Origin of the sequence: Modestobacter versicolor (assembly GCF_014195485.1) — a bacterium.
GTDB classification, from domain to species: Bacteria; Actinomycetota; Actinomycetes; order Mycobacteriales; family Geodermatophilaceae; genus Modestobacter; species Modestobacter versicolor.
Genome location: NZ_JACIBU010000001.1, coordinates 3452603 through 3465891, shown reverse-complemented (window position 1 = coordinate 3465891; position 13289 = coordinate 3452603). Strand labels below are relative to the sequence as shown.

General features: G+C 75.2%; 12 protein-coding genes. 7 read left to right on the top strand and 5 right to left on the bottom strand.

All coding sequences use genetic code 11. The features are described 5' to 3' along the window. Positions 1-7 precede the first annotated feature (7 nt). Complete coding sequence (locus tag FHX36_RS16925) at positions 8-1204, bottom strand: acyl-CoA dehydrogenase family protein (protein WP_110551468.1); 1197 nt, start codon at positions 1202-1204, stop codon at positions 8-10. A gap of 117 nt (positions 1205-1321) precedes the next feature. Here FHX36_RS16925 and FHX36_RS16920 point away from each other — a divergent pair, with 117 nt between their 5' ends. The 5 genes from FHX36_RS16920 (at position 1322) to FHX36_RS16900 (ending at position 5919) form a co-directional block, all read left to right on the top strand. Continuing rightward, positions 1322-1912 (top strand): TetR/AcrR family transcriptional regulator, encoded by a 591-nt coding sequence (locus FHX36_RS16920; RefSeq protein WP_110551469.1) that lies wholly within the window; start codon positions 1322-1324, stop codon positions 1910-1912. Between the two features lie 26 nt (positions 1913-1938). Then, positions 1939-2838 (top strand): dihydrodipicolinate synthase family protein, encoded by a 900-nt coding sequence (locus FHX36_RS16915; RefSeq protein ID WP_220035867.1) that lies wholly within the window; start codon positions 1939-1941, stop codon positions 2836-2838. Positions 2839-2936: 98 nt separating this feature from the next. Next, the gene (locus FHX36_RS16910) at positions 2937-4001 is read left to right on the top strand and encodes a FecCD family ABC transporter permease (protein WP_110551470.1); all 1065 of its coding nucleotides are present in this window, start codon (positions 2937-2939) and stop codon (positions 3999-4001) included. A gap of 5 nt (positions 4002-4006) precedes the next feature. Further along, the gene (locus FHX36_RS16905) at positions 4007-5086 is read left to right on the top strand and encodes a FecCD family ABC transporter permease (protein WP_110551478.1); all 1080 of its coding nucleotides are present in this window, start codon (positions 4007-4009) and stop codon (positions 5084-5086) included. Then, positions 5083-5919, top strand: coding sequence for an ABC transporter ATP-binding protein (locus FHX36_RS16900; protein WP_110551471.1), 837 nt, complete (start codon positions 5083-5085; stop codon positions 5917-5919). Before FHX36_RS16905 ends, FHX36_RS16900 begins: the two co-directional genes overlap by 4 nt. Here the strand turns inward: FHX36_RS16900 and FHX36_RS16895 are convergent. The 3 genes from FHX36_RS16895 to FHX36_RS16885 all read right to left on the bottom strand — a co-directional run bounded on the left by FHX36_RS16895 (position 5916) and on the right by FHX36_RS16885 (position 10567). Continuing rightward, positions 5916-6902 (bottom strand): acyl-CoA dehydrogenase family protein, encoded by a 987-nt coding sequence (locus FHX36_RS16895; RefSeq protein WP_110551472.1) that lies wholly within the window; start codon positions 6900-6902, stop codon positions 5916-5918. The genes FHX36_RS16900 and FHX36_RS16895 overlap by 4 nt on opposite strands. Before the next feature lie 32 nt (positions 6903-6934). Further along, a complete protein-coding gene (locus FHX36_RS16890) occupies positions 6935-8575 on the bottom strand; it encodes a methyl-accepting chemotaxis protein (RefSeq protein WP_110551473.1) in 1641 nt (546 codons plus the stop codon). Between the two features lie 174 nt (positions 8576-8749). Then, complete coding sequence (locus FHX36_RS16885; RefSeq protein WP_110551474.1) at positions 8750-10567, bottom strand: BCCT family transporter; 1818 nt, start codon at positions 10565-10567, stop codon at positions 8750-8752. Positions 10568-10778: 211 nt separating this feature from the next. On the opposite strand from FHX36_RS16885, the gene FHX36_RS16880 reads away from it, so the two are divergent. Both FHX36_RS16880 and FHX36_RS16875 read left to right on the top strand, forming a co-directional pair. Continuing rightward, complete coding sequence (locus tag FHX36_RS16880; RefSeq protein WP_110551475.1) at positions 10779-11681, top strand: mechanosensitive ion channel family protein; 903 nt, start codon at positions 10779-10781, stop codon at positions 11679-11681. Beyond that, entirely contained in the window at positions 11678-12244 is a 567-nt protein-coding gene (locus FHX36_RS16875; RefSeq protein WP_181428694.1) for a hypothetical protein, read from the top strand. Before FHX36_RS16880 ends, FHX36_RS16875 begins: the two co-directional genes overlap by 4 nt. Positions 12245-12251: 7 nt before the next feature. On the opposite strand, the gene FHX36_RS16870 is transcribed toward FHX36_RS16875, so the two are convergent. Continuing rightward, positions 12252-13283 (bottom strand): zinc-binding dehydrogenase, encoded by a 1032-nt coding sequence (locus FHX36_RS16870; RefSeq protein ID WP_183513919.1) that lies wholly within the window; start codon positions 13281-13283, stop codon positions 12252-12254. Between the last annotated feature and the right edge of the window lie 6 nt (positions 13284-13289).

The window sequence follows — 13289 nt, the reverse complement described above, 5'->3', positions numbered from 1 at the left end:
GAGGGGGCTAGCGGGCGAGGGCGAAGCCGGGCTCGCCGGTGACCGTGGTCCGCTCGGCGCCGCCGCGGGCCAGCGCGCGGCTGATCACCACCCGCTGGATCTGGTTGGTGCCCTCGAAGATCTGCATGACCTTGGCCTCGCGCATGTACCGCTCGACCGGGAAGTCCTTGGTGTAGCCGTAGCCGCCGAGCACCTGGACGGCGTCGGTGGTCACCTTCATCGCGTTGTCGGTGCACACCAGCTTCGCGATCGCGGCCTGCTGGGAGTAGGGCTGGCCGGCGTCCTTGAGCCGCGCCGCGGCCAGGTACATCGCCCGCGAGGTCTCGACGGCGGCGGCCATGTCGGCGATCAGGAACGCCAGGCCCTGGTGCTCGATGATCGGGACGCCGAACGTCTCCCGCTCCTTGGCGTACGCGAGCGCGTCGTCCAGCGCGCCCTGGGCCAGCCCGGTCGCGACGGCGGCGATGCCCAGCCGCCCGGCGTCCAGCCCGGCGAGCGCGATGGCCAGCCCCTGGCCCTCCGCGCCCAGCCGCCGGTCGGCGTCGATGCGCACGCCCTCGAACCGCATGGTCGCCGTGGTCGAGCCGGTCAGGCCCATCTTCCGCTCGGCCGGGTCCGCGACGAGGCCAGCGGCGTCGGCGGGCACCAGGAAGCAGGAGATGCCGCGGGACCGGTCGTCGGACGTCCGGGCCATCACCTTGTAGAAGTCGGCCTGGCCGCCGTGCGTCGTCCAGGCCTTGTCGCCGGTGAGCACGTAGGAGTCGCCGTCGCGGACGGCGGTGGTGCGCATCGCGGCCGGGTCGGAGCCGGCGTGCGGCTCGGACAGGCAGTACGCGCCCAGCAACTCGCCGCCGAGCATCTCCGGCAGCCAGCGCTGCTGCTGCTCTGCGGTGCCCTGGGTGGCCAGGCCGAAGCAGGACAGCCCGTGCACGCTCACGCCCACCGCGACGCTGGCCCAGACGGCAGCGAGCTCCTCGAGCACCTGCAGGTAGACCTCGTAGGGCTGCGCGCCGCCGCCGACGTCCTCGCCGTAGGGCAGGCCGAGCAGCCCGGCGCGGCCCAGGGTGCGGAAGACGTCGCGCGGGAAGACCTCGTCGGCCTCGGCGGTGGCCACCCGGGGCTCCAGCTCCTCGCGGGCGAGGGCCCGGGTGAGCTCGAGCAGGTCGGCGGCCTCCTGCGTGGGAACCAGGCGGGCGACGGGCACGGGGCACCTCCGGTGCGGCCGGGACGACGTCGTCCCGGACTGTTATCGGTACCCAGGGACTGTACGCAGTACCGATGGACGGTGCGTTGTTACTGTCCGGTAGTCCGAGGAGGGGTGATGACGACGCTGGACACCCGCAGCACCCGCGGCCCGGCCCGCCGGGCGGAGCTGCTCGACGAGCTCGTCGCCCTGGTGCTGGCCGAGGGCTTCGCCGCCTTCACCCTCGACGAGCTGGCCCGCCGGCTGCGCTGCTCCAAGAGCACGCTCTACGGGCTGGCCGCGAGCAAGGAGCAGCTGGTCGTCGCGGTGGTGAAGCGGTTCTTCCAGCGCGCCACCGCCGCCGTCGAGCAGCGGGCCGCGGTCCCCGACGACCACCGCGAGCGGATCAGCGCCTACCTGCTGGCCGTCTCCGAGCAGCTGCAGCCGGCCTCCCCGGCGTTCTTCGCCGACGTCGCCGCCTTCGCCCCGGCCCGGGAGATCTACGAGCGCAACACCCGCTCGGCCGCGGCCCGGGTGCAGCAGTTCGTCGCCGACGGGCTGGCCGCCGGCACGATCCGCCCCGTGCACGCCTCCTTCGTCGGTGCGGCCGTGGCGTCGGTGATGGGCGCGATCCACCGCGGCGAGATCACCGCGGTCACCGGCCTGGACGACGCCGCCGCCTACCGCGAGCTCGCCGACCTGGTCGTCGCCGGCACCGCACCCCGCTGAGCGGGGACGCCCCCTACGTTCGACCCGTGGTCAGCTCCCTGCGCCTGCGCGGCACCTACGTCCCGGTCGTCACCCCGTTCGACGAGCACGGCGCCGTCTCGCTGGACGCGCTCGAACGGCTGGTCGCCGACTGCCTGGCGGCCGGCGCGACGGGGATCGTGGCCCTGGCGACGACCGGGGAGCCGAGCTCGCTGGACGACGACGAGCGGGCCGCCGTCCTGGCGCTCTGCGGCCGGGTGTGCAGCGACCTCGGCGGCCAGCTGCTCGTCGGCGCCGGCACCAACGACACCCGGACGACGATCGCCCGGCACGAGGCCCTGGCCGACGTCCCCGGGGTGACCGCCTCGCTGGCCGTCACGCCCTACTACGTGCGGCCCGCCGAGCCGGCCGTGGTGGCGCACCTGCAGCTGGTCGCGGAGCGCTCGCCGGTGCCGGTGGTCGCCTACAACGTGCCGTACCGCACCGGCCGGGGCCTCGGCGCGGCCGCCCTGCTGGAGCTGGCGGCGACCCCGGACGTGGCCGGGCTCAAGCAGGCGGTGGGCGCCGTCGACGCCGACACCCTCACCGTGCTGGCCGGGGCGCCCGACGGGTTCGCGGTGCTCGGCGGCGACGACCCCTACCTCTTCCCCCTGGTGCTGATGGGCGCCACCGGCGCGATCGCGGCCTCGGCGAACCTGCAGACGCGCCGGTTCGTGGCGATGGTCGAGGACGGCCTGGCCGGCCGGCTGGCGGAGGGGCGGGCGCACGCCGAGGCGCTGCTGCCGCTCACCCTCGCGCTGTTCGCCGAGCCGAGCCCGGCGGTGATCAAGGCGGTGCTGCACGCCGAGGGCCGCATCCCCACCCCCGACGTCCGGATGCCGCTGGCGAACGCCTCGCCCGGCGCCGTCCGCGCGGCCCTGGCGGTACGGGACGGCCTCTATGCCTGAGGTGCCCCGTCACGCGGGCACGGGTGGCGCGGACGCCCAGGTAAGGTCAGGCTAACCAGACCATCGGCCGACCGGCCCGTCGTCCCCAGGAGCCGCACGTGGCGCAGCGCACGGCCACCCGGCCTCCCGAGGAGGCGGCGCCCTCCCGCGACGGGCTGCTGCGCGGCGCGGGCTCGCGGGTCCTGGGGCTGTGGCTGCTCGTCGCCCTCGTCGTGCTCACCTGCGCGCTGAGCATCGCGGTCGGCACCCGGTCGATCGGGCTGGGCACCGTGTGGCAGGCGCTGGTCGACGGCAGCACCCCCGGCGACGAGACGGTCATCGTCCGCGAGTTGCGGGTGCCGCGCACGCTGCTCGGCCTGCTGGCCGGTCTGTCGCTGGGCATCTCCGGGGCGCTGATGCAGGGGCACACCCGCAACCCGCTGGGCGACCCCGGCCTGCTCGGCGTCACCGCGGGCGCCTCGCTCGCCGTCGTCCTGTCCATCTGGCTGCTCGGCCTCGGCTCGCCCTCCGGCTACGTCTGGTTCGCCTTCCTCGGCGCGTTCCTCGGCAGCGTCGCGGTCTACCTGATCGGGTCCTCCGGCCGAGGCGGGGCCACCCCGGTGAGCCTCGCGCTGGCCGGCTCGGCGCTGAGCTACCTGATCTACGCGCTGGTGCAGGCGATCACCATCCGCGAGACCGAGGCGCTGGACTCCTTCCGGTTCTGGGTGGTCGGCGCGCTCGCCGGCCGCGACTCCGACGTCGCCGTCCAGGTCGCCCCGTTCGTCGTCGTCGGCCTGGTGCTGGCGCTGGTCAACGCCCCGGCGCTGAACCTGCTCGGGCTGGGCGAGGACGTCGCCCGGGGCCTCGGCCAGCGGATCTGGCTGGCCCGCGCGGTGGGGCTGCTCTCCGTCACCCTGCTCACCGGCGCCGCCACCGCCGCCTGCGGGCCGATCGCCTTCGTCGGGCTGGTCGTACCGCACGTCGCCCGCACCATCACCGGCCCCGACCACCGCTGGCTGATCCCCTACTCCGGGCTGCTCGGCGTGGTGTTCCTGCTGCTCGCCGACGTGTTCGGCCGAGTCGTCGCCCGCCCGGGCGAGCTGCAGGTCGGCATCGTCCTGGCCGTCGTCGGCACCCCTTTCTTCATCGCCCTGGTGCGCCGCCGGAAGCTGGTCTCGCTGTGACCGCGATGGCGCCCACCCGCGCGCCGGCCCCCGGGCCGCGGCCCCGGCGGACCGTGCGGATCGGTGGCCTGTCCACCACCTACCGCCGCCGCCAGCTGGTCGTGCCGGTGCTCGTGCTGGTCGTGCTGGTGCTGGCCGCCGCGCTGAGCCTCGGCCGCGGCGACTACCCGATCGGCGTCGTCGACGTGCTGCGGGCGCTCGTCGGCCTGGGCGACGACACCCAGCGGTTCATCGTGCTGGAGCTGCGTGCCCCGCGGGTGGCCGTCGCCGTGCTCGTCGGCATCGCGCTGGGCGTCTCCGGGGCGCTGATCCAGACCTTCGCCCGCAACCCGCTGGCCAGCCCGGACGTCCTGGGCGTCACCGGCGGCGCCTCGATCGGCGCGGTCGCGGTGATCGTGCTCGGCGGGGCCTCGGCGACCGGGGTGCTGGGCGGGCTCGGCCTCCCCGCCGCGGCGCTGGCCGGCGGCCTGCTCATGGCGCTGCTGGTGTTCGGCCTGGCGTGGAACAAGGGCATCGACGGCTACCGCCTCGTCCTGGTCGGCATCGGCCTGTCCGCGATGGCCCAGGCCGTGGTCAGCTACCTGCTCACCCGCAGCGACATCCAGGACGCCGCCGCCGCGAACGTCTGGATCACCGGCTCGCTGAACGGTCGCGGCTGGGACCAGGCGCTGCCGCTGGCCGTCGCGCTGGTGGTGCTGCTGCCGGCCTCGGTGGCGCTGAGCCGGGTGCTCGGGGTGCTGCAGTTCGGCGACGAGACCGCCCGCGGGCTGGGCGTGCGGGTGCCGCTGGCCCAGGCGGTCACCGTCGTCGTCGCGGTCGCGCTCGCCGCCTTCGCGGTGTCGGCGGCCGGGCCGATCCAGTTCGTCGCCCTCGTCGTGCCGCAGATCGCCGTCCGGCTGGCCGGCGGCTCCCGCCCGCCGCTGCTGGCCTCCGGCCTGCTCGGCGCGCTGCTGGTGGTGGGCAGCGACCTCGTCGCCCGCACCGTGCTGCCCGCCACGTTCCCCGTCGGGGTCGTGACCGCCGTCATCGGCGCCCCCTACCTGCTCTGGCTCCTGGTCCGCGGAAGGCGGCTGACCACCCTGTGACCGCACCCACCCACTCCCCCGCCGTCCCGGGCGTCGAACCGGTGGCCCCCGTGCGGCTGGCCGCCGAGGGCGTCCGGCTGGCCTACGGCGATAAGGTCGTCGTCCACGACCTGGACCTGCAGCTGACCGACGGCTCGTTCACCGCGATCGTCGGACCCAACGGCTGCGGCAAGTCGACGCTGCTGCGCGCGCTGGGGCGGCTGCTGCGGCCCACCGCCGGCGCCGTGCTGCTCGACGGCCGGGCGATCACCTCCACGCCGACCAAGGAGGTCGCCAAGGTGCTCGGGCTGCTCCCGCAGACCCCGCTGGCACCCGAGGGCCTCACCGTCGCCGACCTGGTCGCCCGCGGCCGGCACCCGCACCAGAGCTGGCTGCGCCAGTGGTCCTCGGACGACGAGGCGGTGGTGACCGAGGCGCTGACCTGGACCGACATGGCCGACCTCGCCGACGCGCCGGTCGACGCGCTGTCCGGCGGGCAGCGCCAGCGGGCCTGGATCTCGATGGCCCTGGCCCAGGGCACCGACCTGCTGCTGCTCGACGAGCCGACGACCTACCTCGACCTCGCCCACCAGGTCGACGTCCTCGAGCTGGTCGGCCGGCTGCACGCCGAGCGCGGCCGCACGGTCGTCGTGGTGCTGCACGACCTCAACCTCGCCGCCCGGTACGCGCAGCGGCTGGTGGCGATGAAGGACGGCGTGCTGGTCGCCGCGGGCACCCCGGAGGAGGTGCTCACCGAGCAGCTGCTCGCCGACGTGTTCGAGCTGGAGGCCCGGGTGGTGCCCGACCCGGTCACCGGCACGCCGATGGTCGTGCCGGTCCGCCGCCTGCGCTAGCCGCCCAGCTCGGCGACGAGGGCCGCCCTGATCGCCGGGCGCGAGCCGAACACCAGCAGGAACAGCGCCTCCCGGGCCAGCCGCTCGGCGTGCGCCCCGGAGTGCACGGCGCTGCTGCCGGTGCTGACCACCAGCAGGCCGGCGGCCCGGTGGGCGAGCGCGGAGGCCGCGGCCCGGGCGGCCGGCAGCTCCTCGGGCGTCGCCGCGTCCAGCCGGGCCCGGGCCCCGGCGAGCTCGCCGTCCAGCGGGGAGGGGCCCAGCAGCCGGGCGCACCGGGCGACCAGCCCGAGCGCCAGCGAGCCGTTGGGCCGCAGGCCCGCCGCGTCACCGGCCCGGATGTCGGCCAGCGGCACGGTGCCCACCACCCGGCCGGCCGGCACGCGGTGGCCGTCCAGCCGGAGCTCGACCGTCGCGCTGGCGGTGACCGCGACCATCCGCTGCGGCGCGACGGCGAGGGTCGCGGACCCGACCGCGTCGACCAGCGCGAAGACCACGTCGTCGGCGGCGTCGCGGGCGGCCACCAGCAGCAGGTCCACGTGCCCCCAGCCGGTCACCCAGGGCACCGTGCCGTCCAGCACGAGCCCGTCTCCGTCGGTGCGCACCCGGACGGCTGCCGGCCCGGGCCGCAGCGCGGCCTGCAGGGCCACTCCCCCGCGCCGGCGGCCGGCGCAGAGGTCGGCGAGGAACGCCTCGCGCAGCGGCTCCGGACCGTCGCGGAGCGCCCCGGCCACCCCCAGGTGCTGCAGCCAGACGAACGCCGTGGACAGCTCGCCGGAGGCGAGCTCCTCGACCACCGCGGCCACCGTTCCGGGGTCGGCGTCCAGCCCGCCGGCGTCGGCCGGGCCGGTCAGCCCGTAGAGCCCGGCGTCGGCGATCGCGTCGAGGTGGGAGCGCGGTACGGCGCCGGCGGCGTCGACCACCGCGGCGGAGGGGAAGAGCAGCTCCTCGGCGAGCGCGCGGGCACGGGCTACGGCGTCGGTCACCCCGCCAGCTTGCCCGCTCCGGGCGTCCTGGCTCAGAACGAGAAGTGGCTCACCGAGGCGCGCAGGTCGGTGGCCAGCCGGGAGAGCTCGTCGACGGCGATCCGGGTCTGGCTGAGCGCCTGGTTGGTCTGCTCGGCGGCCTGCGACACCCCGGAGACGTTCTCGGCGATCTGGGTGGTGCCCAGGGCGCCCTCCTGGATCGACCGGGACATCTCGGTGGTGGTCGCGGTCTGCTCCTCGACCGCCGAGGCGATGGTGAGCTGGTAGTCGTTGATCGAGCCGATGATCTCCGAGATCCGGCTGATCGCGTCGACGGCACCGCCGGTGTCGCCCTGGATCGCCTCGACCCGGCGGGCGATGTCCTCGGTGGCGCGCGCCGTCTCCTCCGACAGCTCCTTGACCTCGTTGGCCACGACGGCGAAGCCCTTGCCGGCCTCGCCGGCCCGGGCCGCCTCGATGGTCGCGTTGAGCGCGAGCAGGTTGGTCTGCGCGGCGATCGAGGTGATGACCTTGACGACCTCGCCGATCTCCCGCGAGGAGTCGCCCAGCTGGACGACGGTGGCGTTGGTGGTGGCGGCCTCGGCGACGGCGGTGGCGGCCACCTGCGCCGCCTCGTTGGCGCTGCGGGCGATCTCCATGATCGCCACGTTCATCTCCTCGGCACCGGCGGAGACGGTCGCCACGCTGCGGGAGACCTCCTCGGCGGCGCCGGAGACGACGTTGACCTGCACGCTGGTCTCCTCGGCGGACGCCGAGATCTGCGCCGCGGAGGCCGAGAGCTCCTCGGCGGAGGCGGCGACGGTGCTGGACGAGGCGACGACGGTGGACATCACGGTGCGCAGCCGGCCCATGGCCTCGTCGATCGCCGCGCCCATCCGGCCCAGCTCGTCGCGGGTGGTCAGCCCGCTGGTGCGGGTCAGGTCGCCGGTGGCGAGCGCCTCGGCGACCCGCTCGACCCGGCGGACGTTGGCGGCCAGGTTGCGGGCGACCGCCAGCCCGACGGCCAGCGCCAGCAGGACGCCGACGACCAGGACGACGAGGGAGAACGTGCGCTGCCGGGCGCTCTCGTCGGCGGCCGCCTGGGCGCTCGCCCCGGCGTCCGCGCTCTCCAGCTCCTCCAGCTCCAGCAGCCCGGTCAGCGCGTCGGTGACGAGCGGCGCCACCTGGCTCTCGTGCACGGCCAGCCAGCCGGCCTGGTCGTGCGCCTGGGCCAGCGAGGTGAGCAGGCGGTCCTCGACCTCGGAGGCCTGGGCGAAGGTCGCCTGGATCTCGCCGATCGCCTCCTCGGCCTCGGCGGGGTGCTCCAGGGCGAGGTAGGCCTGCAGGTCGGCGTCGAAGTCCGCGCGCGCCTGCTGCACCCGGTCCAGCGCGGTGCCGATCTCGGTGGGCGTGCCGGCCAGGACGGCGTCCCGCTGGGCGACCGCGACGTTCTGCAGGTCGTTGACCAGCGCGGAGATGCCGTCGATCCCGAGCACGTCCTGCGTGTAGATCCGCTGGCTGGCGGCCGCCTCGCTCTCCAGCGCGCTCAGCCCGGTGACCCCGATGACCACGGCGACGGCGGAGGCCGCGCCGACCGCGGTGAGCACCTTCGTGGCCACCGACCGGTCACCCCACCAGGCCGCCTGGCGCACGGGCGCGTCGGGGGCGGCGCCGGACGGCGGGGTGGACGGCATGCGGGGGCTCCTGGGCTCGGGGTTGCACGGGTCAACGGAGGTGTGCACCCCCTGCATCGTCCCGACCCCGCCCGTTCTCAAGCCGGATCCGGACGTGTCCCGCACCACGCCCCACCCGTCACACGCCGCCCGGGCAGCGCCCCCCTCGCCGGTCGGGCGAGGGGGGCGGCTGGCTCAGTCGCGCGGGTCCCGCGGACGCCCGGCCGGTGCCTCGTCGCGCACCCGGTCCTCGGCCGGCAGCGGCGCCACCGCGTTGGGGACCGGGTCGACCGCGGCGGGCTCGACGACGAGCTGGAAGTCCTCGCCGTGCCGGGTGATGCCGTCGACGACGGCCTGCTCGACCGCCTCGGTGGCGTAGGCCCGGCGCAGCACCATCGGGTCCGACCGCAGGTCCTTGGCCAGCGAGACGGCCAGGCCGACCATCACCAGGGCGAAGGGCAGCGCCGCGATGATGGTCAGGTTCTGCAGCCCGGTCAGGGCGTCGTCCCCGCCGACCAGCAGCATGATCGCCGCCACCGCGCCCATCACCACGCCCCAGAACACGACGATCCCGCGGCTGGGCGACAGCGTGCCCCGCTCGGACAGCGAGCCCATCACGATCGAGGCGGCGTCGGCGCCGGAGACGAAGAAGATCGCCACCAGCACCATGACCAGCACCGTCATCACGGTGGCCAGCGGGTACTGCTCGAGGACGCCGAACAGCTGCCCCTCGGACGTGGCCTGACCGGCGACGTCCGCGCCGTCCCGCTGGGCGGCGATGCCGGCCCCACCGAAGACGGCGAACCAGACCAGGCTGACGACGCTGGGCACCAGCAGCACGCCGGTGACGAACTGCCGGATGGTGCGGCCGCGGCTGATCCGGGCGATGAACAGGCCGACGAACGGGGTCCAGCTGATCCACCAGGCCCAGTAGAAGACCGTCCAGCCGCGCAGCCACTCGGCCATCGCGTCGCCGCCGGAGGCCTCGGTGCGCCCGGCCATCTCGCCGAGGTCGGAGAAGTAGGCGCCGATCGCCTCGGGCACCAGGTTGAGGATGAAGACCGTCGGCCCGACGACGAAGACGAACACCGCCAGCACCAGTGCCAGCACCATGTTGGTGTTGGACAGCCACTGGATGCCGCGGGCCACCCCGGACACGGCGGACGCGACGAACGCCGCGGTGAGCACGGCGATGACCGCCACCAGCACGCCGTTGCCGACGTCGCCGGCCCAGCCGAGGATCTCCATCCCGCTGCCGATCTGCAGCGCGCCCAGCCCCAGCGAGGCCGCCGACCCGAACAGCGTGGCGAAGATCGCCAGGACGTCGATCACCTTGCCGACCGGCCCCTCGGCGCGACGCCGGCCGATCAGCGGGGCGAACGCGGCGCTGATCAACTGGGGGCGGCCGCGGCGGAAGGTGCCGTAGGCGATCGCCAGCCCGACGACGGCGTAGATCGCCCACGGGTGCAGCGACCAGTGGAACAGCGTGGTGGCCATCGCGGTCCGCGCGGCGTCGGCGGTCTCGCCCTCGACCGTGCCCGGCGGCGGGGAGACGTAGTGGCCCAGCGGCTCGGCCACGCCGTAGAACATCAGCCCGATGCCCATCCCGGCGCTGAACATCATCGCGACCCAGGAGACGGTGCGGAACTCCGGCGCCTCGTCGTCGCGGCCCAGCGGGATGCGGCCGTAGCGGCTGGCGGCCAGCCACAGGACGAAGACCACGAAGGCCGAGGCCAGCACGACGAACAGCCAGCCCAGGTTGGTCTCGATCCAGGTCAGCGCCCCACCGCTGGCGCTGCTCAGGCTGTCCGAGCCGAGGAACCCCCAGGCGACGAAGGCGAGGGCCACGACGGCCGCGACGCCGAACACCACGGTGTCCAGCCGGCCGGTGCCCTCGGCCTCGCCGACCGGGGGCTGGGCGAGCGCCGGGTGACGGCTGGGGATCGGGTTGAGACGCTTCGTGATCGACTCGCGGCGTCCGCGGCCGGGTGGTGCAGTAGGAGAACTAGACACAGCAGGATGCGGCCCCGGTCGCCCGGCGCCTCCCCCCTTCCGTTCAGCGTGCATGGCAGCGGACCGCCGACCCCGAGGCTGGAGGGCGGTCCGGATCCCTCACGGTGCGCTCCGCACCGCTGCCTCGCAAACCGGGATGATCACGGAACGGTCTCGGCTGCGGGCCCCCCGGTCCCGGCCCGGACAGGGCGGCGCGGGACACTGGACGGCGATGGACGACTTCCTGAACTGGCTCCGCGGTCCCGGCCTCGAGGCGCTCCTGATCATCCTGGGCGCCGTCCTGCTCGCCCGGTTCGTGAGCTGGGTCGGCCGTCGGATCACCGACCGGATCGACGCCGCCGCGACCGGCTCCGACGCCCTCGTGCGATCCGAGGCGGCCAAGCACCGGCACTCGCTCACCCAGGTGCTGACCTGGGCGGCGATCGTGATGATCTGGTCGATCACCATCTTCTTCGTGCTCGAGCGCCTCGGCGTCCCGGTCACCGGTCTGGTCGCCCCGGCGACGGTGCTCGGCGTGGGCCTGGGCTTCGGTGCCCAGCGGGTCGTCGGCGACGTGCTCGCCGGGTTCTTCCTGATCACCGAGCGGCAGTACGGCTTCGGTGACGTCGTCTCCATCCAGGTCGTCGGGGGCGGTGACCCCGCCGAGGGCACCGTGGAGGACGTCACGCTCCGGATCACCCGGTTGAGGTCGGTGAACGGCGAGGTGGTGATCGTCCCGAACGGGCAGATCGTCAAGGTCGTCAACCTGTCCCGCGACTGGGCCCGCGCCGTGGTCGACGTGCCCGTCCCGGCCACCGCCGACGTCAACCGGGTGCAGGAGGTGCTCCGCGAGGTCGGCCAGCGCGCCTTCGCCGACGAGCGGCTGCACCGGCTGCTGCTCGATGCGCCCAGCGTGATGGGCGTGGAGAGCCTGGCGCTGGACGAGGTGAACCTGCGGATCGTGGCCCGCACGCTGCCGGGCAAGCAGTTCGAGGTGGGGCGTGACCTGCGCGCCCGGGTGGCGCTGGCGCTCTCCCGCGAGGGGGTCTCGCTGCGCGCCACGTCGGCGCAGGAGGTCGACGTCCAGGACGAGGCGCTGGCCGAGGACCGGGCACGCAGCGGGGGGATGGCATGAGCAAGCCGGACGAGCAGCCCACCACCGTCATCCCCCAGCAGACCGTCGAGCAGCCGGCGGTCAGCACCGCACCGGCGACCCGGCGCACCGGGATCTGGCAGCACGTGCCGGCCCGGATCGGCCGGGCCCGCACGTCGACGGTGGTGATCGGCTGCCTGTTCGTGCTGCTGTTCGCGCTCAACGCCGCGCTGCCTCGCGACGAGGGGCAGACGACGACCGTCACCACCTCGGACGGCCGGACGGTCGAGGTGCCCTGCTCCTACGTGTCCTGCGACACCGCCACCCCGACGCCGACGCCCACGCCCACGCCGGGCACCACCGCCCCGACCACCACCCGGGCCCCCGCGACGTCGGCCCCGAGCACGACCAGCCGGGCCCCGGAGACGACCGAGGAGCAGGAGGAGCAGGAGACCACGACGCCGACCACCACCACCCGGGCACCGAGCTCGAGCGCACCGGCCTCCTCGCGCGCCACCACGACCAGCCGGGCACCGGCGACCAGCGCCGAGCCGTCGGAGGAGGACGAGGAGCCGTCGGCGGAGTCGAGCGCGCCGACCAGCTGATCCCGGCTCAGAACGAGGTGACGACGGCGATGCCCGGCTCCCGCCCGACGGCGGCCAGCGCCGCACCGGCGTCGTCCAGCCCCAGCTCGCGGGTGACCAGCAGCTCCGGGCGCAGCCGCCCGGCCGCGATCAGCGAGAGCATCGCCGGGTAGTCGGCGGCGGCCATGCCGTGACTGCCCAGCACGGCCAGCTCGCGGGCAATGACCAGCTCCATGGGCACCTCGGTCCGGCCGACCGCGGGCGGGAGCAGCCCCACCTGCACGTGCCGGCCCCGCGGGCGCAGGCTGCGGATCGAGTCCACGCAGGTCACCGCGGCGCCCAGGGCGTCGAGGGAGAGGTGCGCACCGCCGCCGGTCAGCTCCCGGACGGCGGCCGGCACGTCGGTCGCCGAGCCGTCGACCAGGTGCTCGGCGCCGCAGGCAGCCGCCAGGGCGAGCGCGCCGGGGGTCACGTCGACGGCGACCACCCGAGCGCCGGCGGCGACGGCGACCTGGACCGCGGACAGCCCCACCCCGCCGCAGCCGTGCACCGCGACCCACTCCCCCGGCCGCACCCGCCCGACGCCGGTGACCGCGCGGAACGCGGTGGCGAACCGGCAGCCCAGGCTGGCCGCGGTGCCGAACGGCAGCTGCTCGGGCAGCGCGACGAGGTTGACGTCGGCGGCGTCCAGCGCGACGAGCTCGGCCAGCGAGCCCCAGTGGGTGAAGCCCGGCTGGGTCTGGGCCAGGCAGACCTGGCCGGCGCCCTCCCGGCACGGGGCGCAGCGCCCGCACGCGCAGACGAACGGCACGGTCACCCGGTCACCGACCGCCCAGTTCCGCACCCGGTCGCCGACCGCGGCCACGGTGCCGGCCAACTCGTGCCCGGGGACGTGCGGCAGGACGACGTCCGGGTCGTGGCCGGACCAGCCGTGCCAGTCGCTGCGGCAGATCCCGCTCGCGCCGACCCGCACGACCACGCCGTCGGGCGCGGGGTCCGGCTCGGGCACCGACCGGACCGCCAGCGGACCACCGAACTCCTCGAACACCAGCGCGCGCACGACCGA